Below are 23,553 nucleotides of genomic sequence, written 5' to 3' on the forward strand. Positions count from 1 at the left end.
TTGCTGTTATCCACTTTTGTTATCTATAGTTAAAAAAAAGTATCTGCCGCCGTAAAGTTGTATGGGCAAGAGAATTCTCTCATGCCTGGTCGGGTGTTAGCGGCTCAAGGTACGTATAGAGTAAGGATAAAAAGTGGAACATTTTATACCGCGAAATGAAATCGCAGATGTAATACGTACCCGCAGTAAAATATTCTGGACGGTCGGCGTTTTTACCGCGTTTATCAACATATTGATGTTGGTGCCCTCAATTTACATGCTCCAGGTTTATGACCGAGTGCTTCCTTCTGGCAATGAAATCACGCTCTTAATGCTGACGCTGATCATGCTAGGCATGTTTGGGATGATGGCCCTATTAGAATATGCACGTAGTATGGTGGTTATACGCATCGGCGCTCAGTTGGATATGCGCTTAAATTCGCGTGTATACACCGCAGCTTATGAAGATAATCTTAAGAATAAATCAGCCGATGCCGGGAATATGTTAAATGACTTGACCAATATGCGGCAGTTTATGACCGGAAGCGCTCTTTTCGCTTTTTTCGATGCTCCATGGTTCCCGATATATCTACTGGTAATTTTCCTTTTCAATCCCTGGCTTGGCCTGTTTGCGTTAATTGGTTCGTTGATGTTGGTAGGGTTAGCTATTGTCAACGAAATGGTGTCGAAAAAACCTTTGGCTGAAGCCAGCAGGCTGGCTTTGCAATCGGGTAGTCTGGCGAGTACAAATTTGCGTAATGCCGAGGTGATTGAAGCCCTGGGCATGCTACCTAACATAAAGTCCCGTTGGTATAATTTACATCAGAGATTTCTGAATAGTCAGCGTACTGCCAGTGAAAGCGCAACCCGAGTCGCTTCGGTGACAAAATTTGTGCGGCTTTCATTGCAATCACTTGTTTTGGGATTAGGGGGGTGGTTGGCAATCGATGGCCATATCACGCCAGGTATGATGATTGCTGGTTCCATTCTTATGGGCAGAACCCTTGCACCGATTGAGCAGGTGATTAACGTCTGGAAAAGCTGGAGTTCAGCCAAGCTTTCCTATCAGCGCCTGGTTAAATTACTTGAGCAAAACCCACCTCGCGGCACCAACATGTCTTTACCAGCGCCGAAAGGGGAGTTATCCGTCGAGAATGTCTCCGCTACCCCCCCGGGGTCCCAGGGTGAAGCTGTGTTGCATAATGTTTCGTTTGCAATCCAGCCTGGAGATGTCCTTGGCGTTATTGGTCCGAGTGCCTCGGGGAAATCGACGCTTGCACGTCTAATGGTGGGAATTTGGCCAGTAGATGAAGGAATTGTTCGCCTGGATAGCGCTGATATCTATCAGTGGAACAAAGATGAGCTAGGCCCCTACATCGGATATTTACCGCAGGATATTGAATTATTTGCAGGAACAATTGCTGAAAATATTGCGCGCTTCAGTGACATTGACGCTGAAAAAGTGATTGATGCAGCCCGACTGGCTGGCGTACATGAACTGATTTTACATTTTCCACATGGGTACGACACGGTCATTGGAAATAGCGGTGCTGGATTGTCAGGTGGACAAAAGCAGCGTATCGGCCTTGCACGTGCTTTGTACGGCGATCCATCTTTGATTGTACTCGATGAACCCAACTCGAACCTCGATGATGCCGGCGAGTCAGCGCTGAATCAGGCTGTGTCTTTTCTCAGACAACGTAATAAAACGGTTGTTTTAATTACCCATCGCACTAATTTGCTGGCTATGACCACAAAGTTATTGCTGCTGGTTAATGGCAAGGTTAGTGCTTTTGGTCCAACTAATCAGGTATTGCAGGCTCTTACCAATGCTCAAAAATCACAGACAGCGCAACAACAGGCAGCGCATGCGGTGAACAGCGATATGCATCAAGGCAATATTCCAAAATCACAAATTAACTAAAACGTGAACTTGCCGGCGGATATATCCGCCATAAGCAATCGAAGGAGTTGGTATGTCTGTACAGATCAATATGCCACAGGGAAATAATATCGAACAATCACCGACGGATGAACGCAGGTTTACCCGTCTGGGATGGTTGGTGATCGGTATTGGATTAGCGGGGTTTTTTCTGTGGGCGAGCCTGGCACCATTGGATAAGGGCGTTGCATCCCCTGGCTCAGTTACGGTCTCCGGCAACCGTAAAACAATACAGTCTCCGGCGGGAGGAATTGTCAGAAATATAGCTGTAAAAGAGGGCGATAAAGTTAAGGCCGGTGAGGTTTTAGTACAGATGAGTCAGGTTCAGGCCCAGGCTCAGGTCGATTCCTTACAGGACCAATATTACACCACGCTGGCAACGGCTGGCCGGTTGTTAGCGGAAAGGGATAACCTAAGTAAGATTCGCTTTTCCCCTGTTTTTGACACGCTCAAAGATAGTCCTCGTGTTGCGGAAATCATTGCCTTGCAAGTTCAGCTTTTTTCTTCCCGGCAGCAAGCGCTGCGAAGTGAAGTTGATGGTTTCAGGCAGTCCAATGATGGTATTCGTTTTCAGTTAAAAGGATTGCAAGATTCTCGCATTAACAAACAAATTCAGTTGAGTAGCATCCGTGAACAAATGAGTAGCATGAAGCAACTGGCTTCGGAAGGATATTTACCGAGGAACCGTTACCTGGAAGCACAACGGCAGTTCGCAGAAATTAATAGCAGTATTGATGAAACAATAGGACGAATCGGTCAACTTCAGAAGCAGCTGCTTGAATCACAGCAGCGAATTGAACAACGGTATGCCGATTATCAACGTGAAGTCAGAACACAACTCGCACAAACTCAGATGGATGCCAATGATTTCAAGAATAAGCTGGATATGGCGACATATGATCTTGGTAACACGTCCATCGTTTCTCCTGTAGATGGCACGGTCGTAGGGCTAAATATTTTTACCCAAGGCGGTGTAGTGGGGGCCGGAGAGCATCTGATGGATATCGTCCCAAGCGAAGCATCACTGATCGTCGACTCTCGTCTCAAAGTTGAGATGATTGATAAAGTCTATAACGGTCTACCTGTTGAGTTGATGTTCACTGCGTTTAATCAGAATAAAACGCCAAAAATACCTGGAACGGTGACGCTGGTATCAGCCGACCGTTTGGTTGATAAGGGGACCGGGGAACCCTTCTACCAGATGCAGGTGACGGTCACGCCCGAAGGGATCAAAATGCTGCAAGGCGCTGATATTAAGCCTGGCATGCCAGTCGAAGTATTCGTTAAAACAGGGTCACGTTCACTGCTGAGCTATTTGTTCAAGCCAATTTTAGATCGCGCTCGTACATCATTGACTGAGGAATAATTTTGATTCAGGTTAAACGGCAGATTTATGGTCTGACCATAAGTGCATTGACACTTATGATTTCTGCACCTGTTTATTCGTTAGGGATTTTGGATGCATATTCTTTGGCACTTGAAAAAGATCCAACATTCCAGGCAGCAATTAAAGAAAAAGAGGCAGGGAATGAAACAGAGAACATTGGCCGGGCAGGGCTTTTGCCAAAAGTTTCACTGAATTATCAAAATGCCCCGCGTAACTGGCAAACGCAGCAATATCAGACGAGCGATTTTTTTGGCAATGTCAGTGATGTGACAAAACGGCAGCAATACCGTAGCTATGCGGGATCGGTAACATTGACCCAGTCCATTTTTGACTATGAAGCATATGCAAAATATAAGTCTGGTGTTGCGCAATCACTGATGGCGGATGAAAAATACCGTGGTAAATACCTGGATTTGGCAGTGAGAGTGATAACGGCCTATGTGGGAGTCGCATACGCTAAGGACCAAATCGCATTGGCTGAAGCTCAAAAGGAGGCTTATAAAGAGCAACTAGCGTTAAATGACCGCTTGGTCAGCGCCGGAGAGGGGACTATCACCGATGTTGCTGAAACTCAAGCTCGCTATAGTCTGGCTGAAGCCCAGCTTATTGAAGCCCGGGATGCGTTGGATTCTGCCCAACGTGACCTTGAAGTGATCATCGGCATCCCTCTGGAGCAGCTTGACGAGCTGCAGACTCTGCGTGCCGGAAAGTTCCAGGTCAGGCCATTACAACCGGCCAGATTTGAAGACTGGCAGCAGATTGCCATGGAGCGAAATCCGTTATTAATGTCATCCCGGCATGGCGTTGATGCCGCCAAATATGAGGTGGAGAGGAACCGGGCGGGTTTTATGCCGCAGGTTCAACTTTATGCCTCGCATTCAGAGAATGATTCCAGCAGTGATAACACGGTTAATCAGAAATACCGAACGGATAGCATTGGGGTGCAGGTCAGTATGCCGATCTATTCTGGCGGAGGTGTAGCAGCATCAACCCGCCAGGCAGCGGCTCGTTATGGTCAGGCAAAGTACGAGCTTGATGCACAAGTTGGTAATGTTATTAATGATTTACGAAAGCAATTTAATCTATGCATTAGTAGCCAGGCAAAGCTTCTTGCCTATGATTTTGCAGTTAAGTCAGCCACCACACAGGTGGAGGCAACGCGTAAGAGTGTGCTGGCGGGCCAGCGCGTTAACGTTGATGTTTTGAATGCCGAACAACAACTTTATGGTGCGCAACGGGATCTTGCAGAGGCGAAATATACCTACATCAAAGCATGGATATCACTGCTCAGCGATTCAGGAACCTTGAATGAAAAAGATCTCAGTCGGGTAGCTGGGTACTTTTCTACTAAACGATAAGCTATGTTTGAATTGAGAGTGGGAAGCATCTCGTTGATTAATGGGCTTACTGGGCCTCTGCACTAAGCTGTACAATAATCCAGACAAATATCAGACCAGTATTTGGTCCAGCAGAGGTGTTTTCATTATAAATGTGACGTGGTTTATATTACCGAATTGAGCTACTTGTCTTAGATACAGTGGTCGGATATGTTAAATCACACCTTGTAAAGAGCTGCCGTCACTGAGATGTAGATGCCGGAGATAAGCGCCGGAAGGGTAAAGAAGCCTGCAATGCGGGCTTTTTTTGTTTTTGTACCAACTTCCCGACTGCGCGGCATGCATGGCGTTGTCTGAATTGAGTTTTAATCAACCGCATTAAAAAAGGCAAAAAAAACCGCAATCTGGAATTGCGGTTCGGTAAGACAGATGTGACAACTCAGACGTTGTAATACCCTTTGTACCACTCCACGAAGTTCTTCACTCCGTGCTTAACCGAAGTCTGCGGTTTGAAGCCCACAAGGTCATACAACGGCCTGGTGTCCGCACTGGTTTCCAGGACATCGCCGGGCTGCATTGGCATCATATTCTTCTCGGCCTCCATTCCCATCGCTTCTTCCAGGGCGGTGATGTATTCCATCAACTCGACCGGTGAGCTGTTACCGATGTTGTAAACGCGGTAAGGGGCTGAGCTGGTCGCTGGCGATCCATTCTCTACCGTCCACTCTGCATCTGGCTGTGGGATAACATCCTGTACTCGAATGATCGCTTCCACGATGTCATCGATATAGGTGAAGTCGCGCTTCATCTTGCCGTAGTTATAAACGTCAATGCTCTTACCTTCCAGCATGGCTTTCGTAAACTTAAACAGCGCCATGTCCGGACGTCCCCATGGACCATACACGGTGAAAAAGCGTAATCCGGTGGTGGGAATGCCATACAGATGAGAATAGGTATGCGCCATCAGCTCGTTGGCTTTTTTCGTCGCGGCATACAGCGATACCGGGTGATCGACCGAATCGTCGGTGGAGAAAGGCATTTTGCGGTTCAGTCCATACACTGAACTGGAAGAGGCATACAGCAAATGCTGTACTTTATTGTGGCGGCAGCCTTCCAGAATGTTCAGATAACCGATCAGGTTAGCATCAGCATAGGCGTGAGGATTTTCCAGCGAGTAACGAACACCGGCCTGTGCCGCCAGATGGATCACACGTTCAAACTTCTCAGTGGCGAAAATTTGCGCCATTTCTTCACGATCGGCAAGCTCGGTTCTATAGAAAGTGAACAGGGGAGACTGCAGTAGATCCAGACGAGACTGCTTAAGACTGACATCGTAGTAGTCATTCATGTTGTCGATGCCAACAACCTCGTGACCTGCCTCCAGAAGGCGCTTGCTTACATGAAAGCCGATAAATCCTGCGGCTCCAGTGACTAAAAACTTCATATTTATCCTCCGGGTTGCTTGTTCCCCGCTATATATATTTGCTGATTTTACACTGGCTTGCCTCAGGGGTCATCTGCTTTACCGTTGCAGGGTATGAGTAGATGAAATAACGTAGCGCTAGCCATTCCTGCTCGTGCCGTGATCGATTTTCAATGTATAGTTACCGTATTGCAAATGGTAATTATTATCACGCGGTGAATATGTTAGCCTATTAATAATACCTATTGTTGTTTTATGTCGGCTATCTTGCCGCTCATGTTTTCGGCAAATCCAGGGTGCGGATATCGCTGCTTAATATTGTGTCTATTTATAAATTTTTCGAATCATTCCCGGAGATCACTCGCAAATTACTATGTAAAAAGAGGGGGGGGTAAAGCTTTCACCTTATATATCAATTGGTTGTAATTGTTTTTTCTTTGTGTAATTATGATGTGTCAATAATGTTTATTTCTATCCTGAATGGATTCACTATGCTTTTTCATTTTTATTCTCTCAGACCAGAGCTATAATGCGCCTGTCATTTGTACATCATACAGATTCATTATTGCTAAAACTCACTTTCAGCTGCGGCCGTTGGTTGGCTGAGCAGAATTTGTGTCGGCCGGATTCGTGTACAGAAGAAAGGTGCAGCGGGTTGGCGGGAGTACAGGTTATTCCACCTGGTTTAGTTCTGCGGAAGTTTGAGTAAACCCTCAGCAACAGGTTACCAGCGTTTGCTGAATGGTTTTAAGCGTAGACTGGAATGTAGTGATTACAAGCTGTCGGCAGCGAGATGAATTGAGAAAGTCCTGATGGAAAGGAAGATGCAAAATGGAGAGAGTAGTCGTTTCTTAAGTCACAGTATGTGCAGAGTGAACGTTTGAAAACAGAGCTATATCCGTTGATATACCTCTGTTTTTAGCTTTTTTGCGCAAAGCTGACTAGTCTGCAAGTGGTGACTTAAGCTTTGTATTCACAGCAAGCAAGCGTCAGGTCCACGTTTCACTGTCTGGTTGACGTTGAGACCGGTGCCGTGATTACAGCACAGCAGCGTTACGCGCTTTGGTTGCGATAGCCAATGGCGGTAGCGTGTCTTAAATTTTTAAAATGTGCCTGAATGGCACTTAACTTATTGAAAACGAGAGAGAGTATGAAGATCCTTGTCACCGGTGGCGCTGGGTTTATTGGTTCTGCCGTTGTTCGTCATATCATTGAGAATACTCAGAATGACGTGCGCGTTATGGACTGCCTGACTTACGCAGGTAATCTCGAGTCTCTGGCTTCTGTAGCCGACAACAGCCGTTATTCTTTCTCGCGTACGGATATCACCGACGCCCAGGGCGTGGCTCAGCAGTTCAGTGAGTTTCAGCCTGATATCGTGATGCACCTGGCTGCCGAAAGCCATGTTGACCGCTCTATTGACGGCCCGGCCGCCTTTATCCAGACCAACCTGATTGGCACCTTTACATTGCTGGAAGCGGCCCGTCACTACTGGTCCTCCCTCGATGAGACAGCAAAGCAGGCCTTCCGCTTCCACCATATCTCCACGGATGAAGTCTACGGCGACCTCGATGGCACCGACGATCTGTTTACTGAAGAGACGCCGTACGCGCCAAGCAGCCCGTACTCAGCCTCTAAAGCCGGTAGCGACCATCTGGTTCGCGCCTGGAACCGCACCTACGGCATGCCGGTCGTGGTGACCAACTGCTCCAACAACTATGGCCCGTACCACTTCCCGGAAAAACTGATCCCGCTGACCATTCTTAACGCCCTGGCGGGTAAACCGCTGCCGGTGTATGGCAACGGCGAGCAGATCCGTGACTGGCTCTACGTCGAAGACCATGCCCGGGCGCTGTATAAAGTAGCGACTGAAGGCCAGAACGGTGAAACCTACAATATTGGCGGCCATAACGAGCGTAAAAATATCGATGTGGTCCGCACGATTTGCAGCATCCTGGACAAGGTGGTGGAGCAGAAGCCGGGCAATATCAGCCACTTTGCGGACCTGATCACCTTTGTGAAAGATCGTCCGGGTCACGATCTGCGCTATGCGATCGACGCAGCAAAAATTGAACGTGACCTTGGCTGGGTGCCGCAGGAGACCTTTGAAAGTGGGATCGAGAAAACCGTTCACTGGTATCTGAACAACACCACCTGGTGGCAGCGCGTGCTGGACGGCTCGTATGCCGGTGAACGTCTTGGCCTGAATAACTGAATAAGGATATAAACCCATGAAAGGTATTGTTCTGGCCGGCGGCTCCGGCACCCGTTTATATCCCATCACTCAGGGCGTGTCTAAGCAGCTGCTGCCGATTTACGACAAGCCGATGATCTATTATCCAGTATCCGTTCTGATGCTGGCCGGGATCCGCGATATTCTGATCATTACCACCCCGGAAGATATGCCGGCATTCCAGCGTCTGCTGGGCGACGGTTCACAGTTCGGGGTGAACTTCAGTTACGCCATTCAGCCGTCCCCGGACGGACTGGCGCAGGCCTTTATCATCGGTGAAGAGTTCATCGGTAACGACGCCTGTGCGCTGGTGCTGGGCGACAACATCTATTTCGGTCAGAGTTTTGGCCGGAAACTGGACGCGGCGGCCAGCAAAACGTCTGGTGCCACCGTGTTTGGCTATCAGGTACTCGACCCGGAACGTTTCGGCGTGGTGGAGTTCGATGAAAACTTCCGTGCCTTGTCGATTGAAGAAAAACCGCTGAAGCCGAAATCTGACTGGGCGGTTACCGGCCTGTATTTCTACGACAACGACGTGGTGGAGATGGCGAAAGCCGTCAAACCGTCTGCGCGCGGCGAGCTGGAAATTACCACCCTGAACCAGATGTATCTGGAGCGCGGCGATCTGCAGGTGGAATTGCTGGGACGTGGTTTTGCCTGGCTGGACACTGGGACACATGACAGCCTGATTGAGGCCTCACAGTTCATTCATACCATTGAGAAACGTCAGGGGATGAAGGTTGCCTGTCTGGAAGAGATCGCCTTTAGAAATAAATGGTTGTCTGCTGAAGGGGTTGCGGCGCAGGCCGAAAAGCTAAAGAAAACTGAATACGGCGCCTATCTGCAACGTCTGCTCAGCGAACGTTAATCACCTACCGACGGTAAACAAGGTATTGAATCATGAAAATTTTACTGATTGGTAAGAATGGTCAGGTCGGCTGGGAACTTCAGCGTTCGTTGTCTACGCTGGGAGAGGTGGTGGCGGTTGACTACTTCGATACGGAGCTGTGCGGTGACCTGACAAATCTTGAAGGTATTGCTCAGACCGTCCGCCAGGTGAAACCGGATGTGATTGTGAATGCAGCGGCGCACACCGCTGTTGATAAAGCGGAAAGCGAGCGCGAGCTGTCTGACCTGCTGAATGACCGGGGCGTGGCGGTGCTGGCAGAAGAGTCAGCGAAGCTGGGTGCGCTGATGGTGCATTACTCCACCGACTACGTGTTCGACGGGGAGGGGAGTCACTATCGTCAGGAAGATGAGGCCACCGGGCCGCTGAATGTCTACGGTGAAACCAAACGTGCTGGTGAACTGGCGCTGCAGCAGGGTAACCCGCGTCATCTGATTTTCCGCACCAGCTGGGTGTACGCCACCCGCGGGGCGAATTTTGCCAAAACCATGCTGCGACTGGCGGGTGAGAAGGAGACGCTGTCGATCATCGACGATCAACACGGCGCACCGACCGGCGCAGAGCTGCTGGCAGACTGTACCGCCATCGCTATTCGCGAAGAACAGCGTAACAGGGCGGTGGCAGGTATTTACCACCTGGTGGCCAGCGGAGAAACCAGCTGGTATGACTACGCGCGCTTTGTATTTGATGTCGCCCGTACGCATGGCACAGCACTGGCGGTGAAAGAAGTCAACGGTATCCCGACCACGGCCTACCCGACGCCGGCGAAACGTCCGCTGAACTCGCGTCTGTCGAATGAAAAGTTCCAGCGGGTGTTTGGTGTGACGTTGCCGGACTGGCGCCAGGGTGTGGAACGGGTTGTGGTTGAAGTTTCAGGTAAATAGGTGAGCAACTAATATGAATATTATTAAAACAGACATTCCTGAGGTCCTGATTTTTGAACCTCGCGTGTTCGGTGACGCGCGCGGCTTTTTCTTTGAAAGCTTCAGCAGCAAGGTGTTTGATGAGGCAGTGGGTCGTCATGTTGAGTTTGTACAGGACAACCATTCGCAGTCGCAGAAAGGTGTGCTGCGCGGCCTGCACTATCAGCTGGCCCCGCATGCTCAGGGCAAACTGGTACGCTGCACCGAAGGTGAAGTGTTCGATGTGGCAGTGGACGTACGTCGTTCATCCCCGACCTTTGGTCAGTGGGTTGGTGTGGTGCTAAGCGCAGAGAACAAGCGTCAGCTGTGGATCCCGGAAGGGTTCGCGCATGGCTTTATGGCCCTGAGCGAGACGGTGCAGTTTGTCTATAAAGCGACCAACTACTATGCACCACAGTCTGAGCGCAGTATTCTCTGGAATGACCCGGATATTGGCATCAAATGGCCTGACATTGAAGATATTCAGCTTTCTGCAAAAGATCTGAATGGATTATTATTGAGTGATGCTGAAGTATATAATTAATTCATGAATATAAACGATAAAATTGCGGTCCTGCTCTGCACCTACAATGGTGAGAAGTATTTAAAGGAGCAGATTGAATCGATAATTAATCAGACCTATAAAAATTGGGTTATTTATGTTTCAGATGATGGTTCCACGGATGGAACCATCGCTATTCTAGAGGAGTACCAGCGTCAGTTAGGAGAAGGCCGTCTACACATTACACATGGTCCTCGTAAAGGATTTGCCTGGAATTTTATCTCCTCTTTACAAAATAACGGCTCTGACTGTAACTATTTTGCTTTTTGCGACCAGGATGATATTTGGTATGACGATAAGCTTGAGCGTGGAGTCCGTTATCTTGCCAGTTTTAGTGAGTTAAATAAGCCAGCGGTATACTGTGGCCGTACACAACTGATAGATGGTGACGGCCATCCTATTGGCTTTTCTCCATTATTCGAATATACCCCCTCTTTTTGTAATGCCCTAGTGCAGAGCATCGCTGGTGGGAATACTATGATTCTGAATCATCAGGCACGGGAGTTGGTCTCCCAAACTCCGTGTTATGATGAAATTATCTCGCATGACTGGTGGATCTATATTCTTGTTTCTGGTTGCAATGGTCATATGTATTATGACCCGCATCCTGCTATTCTTTATCGCCAACATGGCCAAAATATCATTGGCTCTAATATTTCAATGGCGGCAAGGATTTTGCGCATCAGAAAGTTGATGGATGGTAAATTCAAAAACTGGAATCAAAAGAATATTGATCTGCTGATGAGCCTTAATGAATACTTAACTCCTGAAAGTAAAGTTAAGTTAGAAAATTTCATTAGATTACGAAGCGCATGCCTGGTCGATCGATTGCGTGTTTTTTGTACATTAAAACCCTATCGACAAACTACTCTAGGTAATATTGCTTTGTTTATGGCAGTCCTTTTAAAGAAGTTATAACGACGGCCACTTCTTTTCCCAGTACAGCATTAAATCAGCAAGAGGATACCAGTGAGTCATCTATCCTTAAAAAATACAGCATTATATAAAATGCTTGCCTCAATATGGCGTAATAAGAACCTTATATATCAAATGACCCGCCGAGATATTAGCGGGCGATATAAAGGTTCAGTGATGGGACTGTTTTGGTCATTCATTAACCCAATATTCATGCTTGCAGTATATACCATTGTTTTTTCAGTTGTTTTTAAAGCGAAATGGGGTGCTGGAGCCGTTAATGAACCAAAAACCCAGTTTGCAGTTATTCTTTTTGTGGGGATGATTACCCACGGATTCTTTGCTGAAACGCTGATGCGAGCCCCGGGCCTCATCATCCAGCATGCAAACTATGTTAAGAAAGTTGTGTTTCCTCTTGAAATTTTACCTGTTGTGACATTACTTTCAGTACTTTTCCATAGTTTTATTAGTTTCTGTGTGTTACTTATCGCGTTTATAACATTTAATGGTTTTCTTCATTGGACCATAATATTTGCACCTTTAGTGTTCTTGCCTCTGATTATTCTGACATTGGGGCTGGCCTGGTTGCTATCATCACTTGGCGTTTATATCAGAGACATCGGCCAATCAATCGGTATTATTATGACAGTGGTCATGTTTCTCTCGCCAGTTTTTTACCCATTATCAGCGCTTCCTAAATCATTCCAGCATATTGTTTTGCTGAACCCTCTTACCTTCATCATTGAGCAAGCGCGAACTGTCATTATTTGGGGCGGGCTTCCTAATTTTGCTGGCCTGGCGGTATACACCCTCATTTCAGTTATCATAATGGTGCTGAGCTATATCTGGTTCCAGAAAACGCGGAAGGGTTTTGCTGATGTCATCTAATGATTATGCAATTGAAGTGGATAATATTAGTAAATGCTATCAAGTATATGATAATCCACTTCGACGTTTAAAAGATTTTATTGTACCTAAAATTGATCAGCGACTTGGTCGCGTGGCGCGTGTTTACCATGATGAATTCTGGGCACTCCAGGATATCTCCTTCAAATTGCCACGTGGTCAGACTATTGGCATTGTTGGGAAAAATGGGTCAGGAAAATCAACACTACTGCAAATCCTTGCCGGAACGTTGACGCCAACGTCTGGTGAAGTCAGGGTTAATGGACGGGTTGCTGCATTACTGGAGTTGGGTGCTGGTTTCAATAATGATTTTAGTGGCCGTGAAAACGTCTATCTTAATGCTTCGTTGCTTGGTCTGACGAAGGCTGAGGTCGATAATCGACTGGATGACATTCTGGCTTTCGCGGATATTGGGCACTTTATTGACTCCCCGGTTCGCTCTTACTCGAGCGGGATGCTGGTAAGGCTGGCATTTGCAGTTCAGGCTCAGATTAACCCCGAAATATTAATTGTTGATGAAGCTTTGGCTGTTGGTGATGCAAAATTCCAGGCGAAATGCTTTGCTCGCCTGAAACAGTTAAAGGCCAATGGAACCTCTATACTGTTTGTGTCACATGCGACGGAACAGATTGTGACTCATTGTGATAGTGCAATATTGCTCAACGATGGCGAGTTAATGCTGCAGGATTCCCCAAGGGTTGTGGTGAATCACTACCTTGATCTGCTCTTTGGAAAGTCACCAAAAGAGAATGCGGAAAAAGCGTCACTTTCTGATTCCATTGACCAAGCAGCGAAAGGCGAACAAGAGCGTCTTGATCGTGAAATGGCCTCTGAGCAGCAGTCTCAGTCTGAGAATACAACGCCCGCCTGGCAATATGGCGATGCTGGTTTTGAGCAACGAGCAAATTATAACAGTGCTGAGTATCGTTGGGGTGATCGTGCCGCTGAGATTGTTGACTATCATTTCGTTCAAAATGCTGAAGAGTACCCGACGATTTGCCGAAATGGTCAGCTTCTCCAGTTTAAATTTAGAATCAAATTCAACCAACTGATTATCAGGCCGATCTTTGGCTTTGCAATAAAAACCAAAGAAGGCGTGACTATTTATAATACCAATACTGAATATCAAGATATTCAATTTGTCGATGATAACACATCAAAGGATGAGTATATTATTGCCATCGAATTCCCAGGAATACTGAGTCAAGGGGACTACTTTATTTCTGTAGGTATTGCAAGTAGCGATATTGAAGGCAACATCATACCTCATGACCGTCGTTATGATTCAATTCATTTAGCCGTAGAACCCACGCCAGGATTTATTGGCCTGGTTGATCTTGGCGTTAAAATGAAGTGTTCATCAATTTAGTTCGGTTATTAAATAATTCAGCAAGCATAATCGGGATGAGAAAATACACCGTCCGATTTAAATTTTGCATAGGTTGAGTATATGTTTCATCTTGAAAAAAATGGTTATAAATTTCTGGCACAACATGGAATCTGGTCCCGAGTCGATTATCAGGATATTTCATACAGTGATGGCGATTACGAAGAACAACGATTAGCCAGGATCATCGCATCTGCGAAAGATATATCCATATTTTCCTCTGAACTACGTAATCAATGTGTTGACTGGCAGACGCTTTATCATCTGAGTTCCCAGCGCGGCAATATTTTACGCCCATTCCAGGATAAGCTGAAAGGTAAAGTACTGGAGATCGGCGCCGGGTGTGGCGCAATTACCCGTTTTCTTGGTGAAAATGGTGGGCAAATTCTTGCGCTTGAAGGCAGCCAGCGCCGTGCTGCAATTGCGTCCAGCCGTACCCGCGATCTGGATAATATTACGGTCCTCGCCGAACGTTTTGATGATTTTCAAACCGATGAAAAATTCGACGCGATCACCCTGATTGGTGTGCTTGAATATGCCAGCATGTTCAGCTCAGCTGAGCATGCCGCAAATGCCATGCTTGAGAAAATCAGAGGTTTTTTAAAACCTGATGGTTTTCTTTTTATTGCTATTGAGAATCAGCTTGGTCTCAAATACTTTGCCGGTGCGCCGGAAGATCATCTGGCAAAACCTATGTACGGTGTTGAAGGGCGATATAAGTCGGGCGAGCCAGAGACTTATGGCAAAGTTGCCATCGAGCAACTGCTGAAAGGAAGTGGCTATCATGCCGTCGAGTTTATGGCGCCTTTCCCAGATTATAAAATGCCGACCTCGATCATCACTGAACGTGGATGCAAAGTTAGTGAGTTTGATGCTGGCGCCTTTGCCTGGCAAACCGTCGCCGCCGACCCGCAACTGCCGGCTATGCTGAACTTTTCATTGACCGACGCCTGGCCGGTTATCTTTAAAAATAACCTTGGCATGGACCTGGCCAACTCGTTTCTGATTGCTGCAACCGTTGCTGATTATCCGGCAACTGATGCCAATATCTTAGCGTATCACTACAGTACACAGCGAAAACCTGCATATGTTAAAGAGACGATTTTCTCTTCAGACAATGCTGTCGTAAATATTCATTATGAAAAACTTGCTGGGTCGACAGAAACCGAGCAGGGCAACTATACCTGTAGAATAGTCGATAAACCTGTCTATCATAATGGTCTTCCGTTCAGTTTTAAATTTGTGACATTGTTCACCTCACCTGAATGGCGTATAGCGCAGGTTGTTACTTTGCTGCGTGAATACCTCGCGCATTTGCAGTTATTGCTTGCTAGTAAAGGATATTCAACTGATCTCCATCAGACCATTCCTGGCGAGTTTATTGATGCGTTACCGCAGAATATCATCATAGATAACAGTGGCCAGCCTCATCTATTTGATTGCGAATGGGCGGCACCTCAGCCAATTGAGACAGCGTATCTTTTATTCAGATCGCTCAATATCCTCTTACGCCAAAGTGCCCGGGTAATGCTACCGGCTGAAAACCCTGAAATAACCCGCCAGGAGTTTATTCTTCAGGTTATTAGGGAATGCGGTTTCACGCTTAATGAATCAGAACTGAATACCTTTAATGAGCAAGAAATTATTTTCCAGCAGCAGGTTACAGGCTTAAGTCAGTCTTATCTTGACGTCTGGAACCCTGATGCACCGTTGAGTAGCGGAGCGTCCTCACTCACCTCTGAAGCGCGTCTTTATTACCGCAATGGTGAGCAGGAATTTACCCAGTTGCAAAGCTCGTCGTTTAATCTCAAATTCGGTCAGACGGTCTCACATTCACTAGATGTACCGGTTAACCCAAATGAAAAGAACTATCTGAGACTGGATCCTTCGGAAACCAGCGGTTGGATATTGATTGAAAACCTGCAGGTGAAAGATCGCGAGGGTCGTGTCCAGTGGTCCCTGAATGATGGAACTGCCAGCTATGTGGATCTCTGTGAGGTATGCGCGTTAGAGCACGGTGTGCTGTATTATTCCAACTCTAACGATCCGCAAATTTTGATACCAGAAGTGTTTATTGGTCAGCAGATAACGGTTGACGTTAGTCTCGAGATGGCTGCCCCTGATGTTGTTGCCAAAGCCCTGGCGGAAAGAATCCGCAGTCATGCACTTACCGAAAGTGAGCTGAGCCAGTTGCAGCAGGCTCAGCAAAAATTAACGGCAGAGTTGCTAGAGTTAAAAGCAAAAGTTGATTCACAGAACACGCAGATGGCCAACTATGTTGGGCATATTCAGGTTTTGAATAGCATCATCAATGATTTCAGAGAGTCCACTAGTTGGAAAGTCTCAAAACCTCTCCGTATTGCGGGTGGGGTAAATCTCAAGCTGAAAAAAGCGAATCGGCTGATTACGGGACTGATTCAGAAGCATGGGATAAAGGCTGTTGCTCAAAAAGGCATTTATTATGTTCGCCAGGAAGGATTTTCTGGTGTTATTGCTCGTCTGAAGCAGCAGCGTAGCATTAGTGTTTTACAAGAAAATCTGAATTTGAATACTGTACCTGCGGCTTCAATTTCATACGACAACAAAACAGGCTATCACCTGAAACCAGGGCGTTCAGGATACTGCTACGTTGAACCAGCACGGCCTGTTGATCTGGCTGAACGCATTGCAGCTATTGCAAGCAAACCGTTCTTCTCCATTGTGATACCTGTTTATAATACCCCTTTGGATCTGCTTGATGGGTTGCTGAAATCAATCACATCGCAATGGTACCCGCATTGGGAGTTAATTCTTGCTGATGATTGCAGTCCGGATCCGCAACTTCAGAAAGCGCTGAAAAATATCTCACATCCCCAGATTAGAATTATCCATGCGGAATCTAATTTGCGTATTTCAGGTGCGACTAACCTTGGTATTAAGGCGGCAAAAGGCGATTTCATTGTATTTGCTGACCACGACGACGAACTCACCGTCGATTGTCTGTATGAAATGGCGCTGTGCATCGAGCAGCAGCAACCAGATTTCATTTACAGTGATGAGGACAAGTTGACCGAAGCGGGCGACTATACTCAGCCGCATTTCAAACCAGACTGGTCACCTGATACCATGATGAGTACGATGTTTACTTGTCATGCGTCCTGTGTTCGCCGCAGCCTGTTGGAAAAAACCGGTCTGCTACGGTCAGAATTTGATGGCTGCCAGGACTGGGACTTTGTCTTACGAGTTGCTGAGCATACTGATCGCATTAGCCATATTGATAAAATCCTCTATCACTGGCGAATCATTCCGGCTTCAGTGGCATCAGACATTGCTGCAAAGCCTTATGTTCTCGAAGCGTCGCGACAAGTGCGTGTTGATGCGTTAAAACGCCGTGGGTTACAAGGGACCGTCGAGCCTGTGACGGAGGTCCCAGGGTATTTCCGTGTCAATTATCATCTGACGGGTACCCCGCTGATTTCTATCATTATTCCTACCCGTGATAATGCGGAAGTTCTACGTCGTTGTATTGATTCCATTATCGAGAAGACGAAATATGAGCATTATGAAGTTATCATCGTAGATAACGGTTCAGTGGCGGAAACCACACTGGCTTATTTCTCTGAGCTAACGTCTGTTCCGCGTGTGAAGGTGATACATCACGATATCCCGTTTAACTTCTCAGAATTGAACAACGTAGGGGTTGCGGCATCGTCAGGCGACATTTTACTGTTCCTTAACGATGATACCGAAGTGCTGGTGGATGACTGGCTGGAGCGAATGGCGGGATATGCGCAACTGCCACATATTGGTGCTGTCGGCGCAAAACTGTTATATCCAGGCACTCAGCAAATTCAGCATGCTGGTGTGCTGAACCTGCAGTGTGGCCCGGTACATGCCTTCTTGCGCCATGATAGCAATAGCCCGGGGTACTTCATGCGTAACCTGCTGGAATATAACTGGCTGGCAGTAACCGGGGCCTGTTTGATGATCGAGCGTGAGAAATATCAGAAGAGCGGCGGGTTTGATGAATCTTTCCCTATTGCGTATAACGACGTGGATTTATGTTTTACATTGTCCAAAAATGGCTTCTATAACGTCGTGTGCCAGGCGGTAACACTTTATCACTACGAATCGATTAGCCGCGGTTTAGACCTCGTCGACCCGGTTAAACAAGAGCGTCTGTTTAGTGAGTTACGTCGTTTGTATGAGAAGCACCCTAATTTCTATCAGTATGATCCTTTCTACAACGTCAATTTAGCTCCGAATGGAATTAACTTTGATTTAACAGCTTGAGTCGCTTCTGGATTTTAGATTTGGAGTAAAAGATGGACGAACTTTCGATGGGCCAGCTTCATTGTGAGCCTGAACTGGCTAAAATGATTGATGCGGCTGAGGTTGTTTCATTCGATTTTTTTGATACGTTATATCTGCGCCCGCTTTCAGACCCGGAAGATGCATTCACCCTTTTAGGTGAAAAACTGAATATTGAAAACTTCAGGGCTAAACGCCAACAGGCACAAACAGATGCTTTTGGCGTTATGGTTCGGGAAGGGCGTAAAGAAATAACCCTTGATAATATTTATAGTTGTTTCCCGGATTGTCAGTACACGAAAGATGCGCTGATGCAGGCAGAGTATGAGCTGGAGCTACAGCTTATTGAGCCTAACTATGAGTTGTTCCCGCTGTTTGAGCAGCTGCTTGCTGCTGGAAAACGCGTTGTTATCATCTCGGATATGTATTTTTCCGCGCGATTCTTCGATCAGGCTCTGGCAAAACAGCAAATTAATGGCGTGGCTGTTTTTTCATCTGCAGATGAGAATGCAACCAAGCGTGACTGCGGTGAGTTGTTCACTCTTGTCAGTGAAAAGCTGGGTGTGCCAGCAGCCAGGATTGTGCATATTGGTGATAGTGAAATCGGAGATTTTAAGCGTCCGGCCGAAAAAGGGCTGATGAGCTACCACTACATTGCCAGTCGTTTTCGAGAAAAAAAGAAAAATGTCAGCCTGAGTACCTCATTGGCTGAAGGCTTGCTACGCATGGAGGCCCGGGAGATAGAGTATGGCTCGTATGAAGAGCTGGGCTTTTTAACCGGTGGACCTGCCAGCGTTGGTTTTCTTGAATGGATCAAAACAAAATCGCAAGCTGACGGCATCGATCATATTCTCTTTTTCGCCCGTGACGGCTATGTGCTGACCTCGGTTGCCAACCAGCAAATGCAACAGGAACTACCGCCATTTAATTATTTTTATGGTTCCCGTACCACGTTTACCCTCGCGGCAATCACAGACAGTAATTTCAGTGCCTATATTCCTTTTCTGGTCTCTGGAAGCGATGGGCTGGCCCCTTGTGAAGTCCTTGAAAGAATTGGGGTGAAGGTTCCGGCACCAGAGATTATGAAGGCCTTCGGCCTTGGCGACGACATTGCGATAACCCCGGCAGTACATGATAAATTAGTTGAGTTTCTGTACGCCTGGCGCTGGGAGATTTTAAAAGTTTGCCAGCGTAATCGTCGTGCACTATTCCAGTACCTGAGACAAGTTGGGATAAAAAACCACCAAAAAATTGCGGTGGTAGATGTCGGATGGAGTGGTACGACTCAGGAAGCTTTCAGCCATGCAATTAGCGCATTTATGAAAGTGGATATTTATGGCTATTATTTCTGTCTCGCCGATACCCCAGAACGTTTGCATCGACAGAGTACGATGAATATGGCCGCGCTTTTTGATAGCTCGAATAGTCGTCCTGAGCTGGTGTCTAAGATTTACAGCGCCAGAGTCGCGGTAGAATTCTTCTTTTCTGCCCCTCACGCCTCTATTATTGGGTTATTACCGGGAGAACCGGTCACCTCGGTTGAAGATCCGGGCCGTGGTGCGGATCAAGGGCTGTCCGCATCCGTTAACGCATTATGTCGTGGTAGTGAGCGCTTTGCTCAGGTGTTCTATCCTGCTCAGCAACGGCTCGATTTATCGCTAAGTCCGCAAATGTTAGCGATGCCGATGATTGAGTTAGCCAGTACGGAAAACTGGGATAAATACTCGCTCATAACCAGCCTTAAAAACTTCGATGCGTGGGGAAGTTCACGGAACAAGCAACTGGTTGCTACCGACTATTTGTGATTTCATGCGAAATGTTTTGCATGATTAAAACAGTCCATATTAAATAAAAAGGCCCTATGGGGCCTTTTTTTATATCTCTATCTCGCTGGGGGTTATGCTTTTTCTGGTAAGCACTGCTTCAGGTTTAATAATGTGTAAAGAACCAGAGATACGTTAAACACATACATTACTCTTTCTCCTGATGCATAGGCGGTTGGAGAGAGACCAATAGCAATTGTTACGATACTACCCAAAAGTATGACAATAAATGCATGGTAATTTTGACCTGATTTATCAGGTGTAATAGAACCCACCGCCATGGTTATGATCGTTAACATATAGAAAAAGTAACAGCCATAAATACGTAAATCTGCAAAATTTCCAGAATGGAATTTTTCGGTGTAGGTCAGGTAATCAATATCTTTCATATAAAATGAATGTGCGGTCATAGTCGTTATTAACATGATGCTGGCGATGACGATGTATAATTTACTGAATAAATTATTTTCGCCTTTTTTGATGATCACCGCCAACAGGCTAACCAATGCCGCAATGAAAAGCATATTACGATTTAGTGCGATATTTTCAACCAGTCTGTCTACTCCGATAATGGCCTTTTGCAGAATGTTCATGTCAATAATCTGTGGCATATATCGGCTAGCTTCAACGGTAAAGCGTCCCGCGGAGCCGGGGCTTAACAACGTGATGGCTGAACCTATGATCACGACAATATAGGCCGCTGAAATGACCACTTTCTTCTGCCCGCAGTGGTCTGATTGCAGGAAAAGAAACGGGATCAGCAGTATCAAGAAAACAGCAACCTGCTCCGACGAGGTCGCGATAAATGATAAAATCAAGGCCAGTGCGATTGTCAGGCGAGCGCTGGTAGATGTCATCAGTGTATTGATCAGGAATAAAGCGCAGGTAACAGGTAATAAATAGTTATAAAATCCCGTAACCCACCACTGAGCGTCACCTGCAACGGAAGCATTCATACACAGCAGTAGCAACAAAGCGATCGGTACGCCAAGGTTTCTTTTGATTGTGCCCTTAAGGGTTATTGCCCATAGAAAACAGGATGAGGCGATTAGAGACGCTGGAATCATTATTTTCCAGAAAATCGATATGGTAATCGTCGACACCATGATCGCCTCAATGACGATTCGACCACTCCAGGTGTTGTATCTTTGTATTAAATAATCGATGATGTCGGTGTTATCCAGCGCGTGAGAGAATGTCACATCATCAGCATAGGACATTAGTCTTAATTTTGCTAAAAGAAAAATGAATGCGATAAATACCGTCGAGTAAAGAACAAAGTCAGCTAAAGATTTATTTTTTGCATTCATAGCTCAGCACCTTACTGATTTTTTCATTATTATCTTTAATATAAAAATTAAATGTTGGCACTTCCGAGGTTTTGATAAAATAGTGATTGATGGCAGCATTGAATCCAACTTTGTCAAACATGAAGTTTCTGTTAAAAATTGTAGAAACATCGGCACGTTCAAACGTAAATGATGGTATGACAATCTCATTGTTACTGTATTTTGCCGTGATAACTAGCGTGCCATCGTTGGGTTTGTTTTCGGTAAAAAGCCAACCTTTGATGTGCAGGTTTCCTTTGTCGACACGACATGAGTCTACGCTGTATTTAATTTTTGGCACTTCATTGGTCAGACTTTTCGCATGCCAATCGTTAACGATTACGGGCTTGTTCCATATTATAAATATAGCCATCATGATAATCAGACATGCGGACGAAAGTACAAGGAATAGTATGTTGGAATTAATTTTATCTTTATTAATCTTCACTATTTAGATCCTTCTGCTCTCTAATGATATAACGTGGTCTGTGCTTGGTCTCAAGATAGATTCGACCAATGTATTCACCTAAGACACCGATGCCAATAAGCTGTACGCCACCAAGAAAGAGGATCGAAACCAGAATCGAAGGATATCCCGCAACCTCATTTCCCCATACCAGTTTATCGATAATCATCCACACACCATACATAAACGAAATTGCGGCAACAATGAAGCCAATATAAGTCCATATACGTAGTGGTACAGTGGAAAAGGAGGTGATGCCTTCCAGTGCGAGATTCCACAATTTCCAGCCGTTAAATTTTGTTTTGCCTGCCACACGTTCTGCCCGTGTGTATTCTACTATGTCGGTTTTTCCACCCACCCAACTTAAAACCCCTTTCATAAAAAGATTGCGCTCTTTTAATCTTTTTATGTTCTCGACAATAGCGCGGGACATAAGACGGAAATCGCCGACATTTTCCTCAATTTTGGGGGAGCTAATTTTATTATGTAAACGATAAAACCACTCCGCCGTGATACGTTTGAGAAGACCATCAGAACGTCGGTCCATTCGTTTAGCCAGAACGACGTCTGCACCATTACGCCATTTCTCTATTAATTTAGGAATCACTTCAATCGGATCCTGTAAATCAACATCAATAGGGATAATGGCTTCACCAGTCGCAAACTCAATACCGGCAAAAAGTGCAGGTTCTTTGCCAAAGTTGCGACTGAATGAGAGCACTTTTACCAACGGGTCCTCGGATGCGAAACTTCTGGCAACCTGCAATGTTGAGTCAGTACTTCCATCATCGATGAAAACAATCTCAATTTCATAGCTGTTGAGTGGCTGGTAGCCCCGAACGGCACTGTAAAAAAGGGGGATCGTTTCTTCTTCATTGAGTACCGGAACAATCAAAGATACTTTCATGTTTTATTTGTCCCTGAACACACATAATCTGGAATAGAGAAAACCACACACCAGACTGATAGCTGAAAATACAATAAGCGTCATTACTGCCGGGATATGCATCTTATCTGCAATCCACCCGATGAATGCAGCCATGGCCCCCATAAACAGAACGTACATAGTGTATCGTGCTGTTGTTGCTTGTGCTTTGAACGTCCATTTGGCATTGGCAAAAAAAGAGAACGTCACTGCCACGCTAAATGCAATCAGATTTGAAAGGGATTGCCCGGCACCAAGCGCATGAATCAGACCAAAAATAGCCCAATGTATCAACGTGTTGACGACGCCAATCGACGTATATCTGGCAAACAACTGGAGCATGTTTCATCCTAAACAGTAGGGGAATAGATTTGCACTACAACTGTCATTATGCAAATGTTAAAAAATCTCTTGCTCGTTACTCTCTGGTTGCAGATTGATGATCCAGATGTATTGTAGAATGCATGTTTTAATATCAACGCCAACATAAAACAAAGGGCAGTATCTTATATTTTTCATTCGTGAATGTATAGTTCTGTCGGATAATTCGTATCTTTCTGTTTATTATTTTTCGGCGCGTGGAACGATGATGCAATAGGGCGAGGATAACTTTTGTACAGATTTGATAAATATAAGATTTTTCAGAAAGCGTTCAGGGGTTATCCGCAATTTCTGATGCTTGATTGTGTGTAGGTAATTGATTTTACTTGGTTTTGTATCTATGGGTAAGGGTCTTAATCAGTGGGTTTTTATGCAAATAATATGAGTTCGCATCAGGAACCGAGAAAATATACCCTCTTATTATTCGATATCTGACGAGAGGTCTTAGATAGAAAATCCT

General features: G+C 45.9%; 17 protein-coding genes. 12 read left to right on the forward strand and 5 right to left on the reverse strand.

All coding sequences use genetic code 11. The features are described 5' to 3' along the window. Positions 1-133 precede the first annotated feature (133 nt). Genes ACMYSP_RS21070 through ACMYSP_RS21080 form a run of 3 tightly spaced genes read left to right on the forward strand, consistent with a single transcriptional unit; the run spans position 134 to position 4,666 of the window. A complete protein-coding gene (locus tag ACMYSP_RS21070) occupies positions 134-1,903 on the forward strand; it encodes a type I secretion system permease/ATPase (protein ID WP_434583987.1) in 1,770 nt (589 codons plus the stop codon). A 52-nt stretch (positions 1,904-1,955) separates the two neighbouring features. Beyond that, on the forward strand, positions 1,956-3,287 hold the full coding sequence (locus ACMYSP_RS21075; RefSeq protein WP_434583988.1) for an HlyD family type I secretion periplasmic adaptor subunit: 1,332 nt from the start codon (positions 1,956-1,958) through the stop codon (positions 3,285-3,287). 2 nt (positions 3,288-3,289) lie between these two features. Next, positions 3,290-4,666 (forward strand): TolC family outer membrane protein, encoded by a 1,377-nt coding sequence (locus ACMYSP_RS21080; protein ID WP_434583989.1) that lies wholly within the window; start codon positions 3,290-3,292, stop codon positions 4,664-4,666. A 418-nt stretch (positions 4,667-5,084) separates the two neighbouring features. On the opposite strand, the gene ACMYSP_RS21085 is transcribed toward ACMYSP_RS21080, so the two are convergent. Further along, a complete protein-coding gene (locus ACMYSP_RS21085; protein ID WP_434583990.1) occupies positions 5,085-6,089 on the reverse strand; it encodes an NAD-dependent epimerase in 1,005 nt (334 codons plus the stop codon). Between the two features lie 1,129 nt (positions 6,090-7,218). On the opposite strand from ACMYSP_RS21085, the gene rfbB reads away from it, so the two are divergent. The 9 genes from rfbB to ACMYSP_RS21130 all read left to right on the forward strand — a co-directional run bounded on the left by rfbB (position 7,219) and on the right by ACMYSP_RS21130 (position 19,975). Next, entirely contained in the window at positions 7,219-8,283 is a 1,065-nt protein-coding gene (gene rfbB / locus ACMYSP_RS21090) for a dTDP-glucose 4,6-dehydratase (RefSeq protein WP_434583991.1), read from the forward strand. Between the two features lie 16 nt (positions 8,284-8,299). Beyond that, complete coding sequence (gene rfbA, locus ACMYSP_RS21095) at positions 8,300-9,169, forward strand: glucose-1-phosphate thymidylyltransferase RfbA (protein WP_434583994.1); 870 nt, start codon at positions 8,300-8,302, stop codon at positions 9,167-9,169. 32 nt (positions 9,170-9,201) lie between these two features. Then, positions 9,202-10,092, forward strand: coding sequence for a dTDP-4-dehydrorhamnose reductase (gene rfbD / locus ACMYSP_RS21100; RefSeq protein ID WP_434583996.1), 891 nt, complete (start codon positions 9,202-9,204; stop codon positions 10,090-10,092). 13 nt (positions 10,093-10,105) lie between these two features. After that, the gene (gene rfbC, locus ACMYSP_RS21105; protein WP_434583998.1) at positions 10,106-10,654 is read left to right on the forward strand and encodes a dTDP-4-dehydrorhamnose 3,5-epimerase; all 549 of its coding nucleotides are present in this window, start codon (positions 10,106-10,108) and stop codon (positions 10,652-10,654) included. Between the two features lie 3 nt (positions 10,655-10,657). After that, complete coding sequence (locus ACMYSP_RS21110; RefSeq protein ID WP_434583999.1) at positions 10,658-11,590, forward strand: glycosyltransferase family 2 protein; 933 nt, start codon at positions 10,658-10,660, stop codon at positions 11,588-11,590. Positions 11,591-11,680: 90 nt separating this feature from the next. Further along, the gene (locus ACMYSP_RS21115) at positions 11,681-12,475 is read left to right on the forward strand and encodes an ABC transporter permease (protein WP_074166511.1); all 795 of its coding nucleotides are present in this window, start codon (positions 11,681-11,683) and stop codon (positions 12,473-12,475) included. Further along, positions 12,465-13,862 carry an ABC transporter ATP-binding protein gene (locus ACMYSP_RS21120; RefSeq protein ID WP_434584000.1) on the forward strand — a complete coding sequence of 466 codons (1,398 nt, stop codon included), beginning with the start codon at positions 12,465-12,467 and terminating at the stop codon, positions 13,860-13,862. Before ACMYSP_RS21115 ends, ACMYSP_RS21120 begins: the two co-directional genes overlap by 11 nt. 81 nt (positions 13,863-13,943) lie before the next feature. Then, positions 13,944-18,152 (forward strand): glycosyltransferase, encoded by a 4,209-nt coding sequence (locus ACMYSP_RS21125; protein WP_434584001.1) that lies wholly within the window; start codon positions 13,944-13,946, stop codon positions 18,150-18,152. Between the two features lie 32 nt (positions 18,153-18,184). Next, complete coding sequence (locus tag ACMYSP_RS21130) at positions 18,185-19,975, forward strand: HAD family hydrolase (protein WP_434584002.1); 1,791 nt, start codon at positions 18,185-18,187, stop codon at positions 19,973-19,975. Between the two features lie 92 nt (positions 19,976-20,067). On the opposite strand, the gene ACMYSP_RS21135 is transcribed toward ACMYSP_RS21130, so the two are convergent. Genes ACMYSP_RS21135 through ACMYSP_RS21150 form a run of 4 tightly spaced genes read right to left on the reverse strand, consistent with a single transcriptional unit; the run spans position 20,068 to position 23,054 of the window. Continuing rightward, entirely contained in the window at positions 20,068-21,303 is a 1,236-nt protein-coding gene (locus ACMYSP_RS21135) for a hypothetical protein (RefSeq protein WP_434584003.1), read from the reverse strand. Further along, entirely contained in the window at positions 21,287-21,769 is a 483-nt protein-coding gene (locus tag ACMYSP_RS21140; RefSeq protein WP_434584004.1) for a hypothetical protein, read from the reverse strand. The genes ACMYSP_RS21135 and ACMYSP_RS21140 overlap by 17 nt, the downstream gene beginning before the upstream one ends. Beyond that, a complete protein-coding gene (locus ACMYSP_RS21145; protein WP_434584006.1) occupies positions 21,759-22,694 on the reverse strand; it encodes a glycosyltransferase family 2 protein in 936 nt (311 codons plus the stop codon). Before ACMYSP_RS21145 ends, ACMYSP_RS21140 begins: the two co-directional genes overlap by 11 nt. 3 nt (positions 22,695-22,697) lie before the next feature. Beyond that, positions 22,698-23,054 carry a GtrA family protein gene (locus ACMYSP_RS21150; RefSeq protein WP_434584007.1) on the reverse strand — a complete coding sequence of 119 codons (357 nt, stop codon included), beginning with the start codon at positions 23,052-23,054 and terminating at the stop codon, positions 22,698-22,700. Positions 23,055-23,553: the final 499 nt, after the last annotated feature.

This window comes from Klebsiella sp. R390 (genome assembly GCF_051131745.1).
Lineage (GTDB): Bacteria > Pseudomonadota > Gammaproteobacteria > Enterobacterales > Enterobacteriaceae > Klebsiella.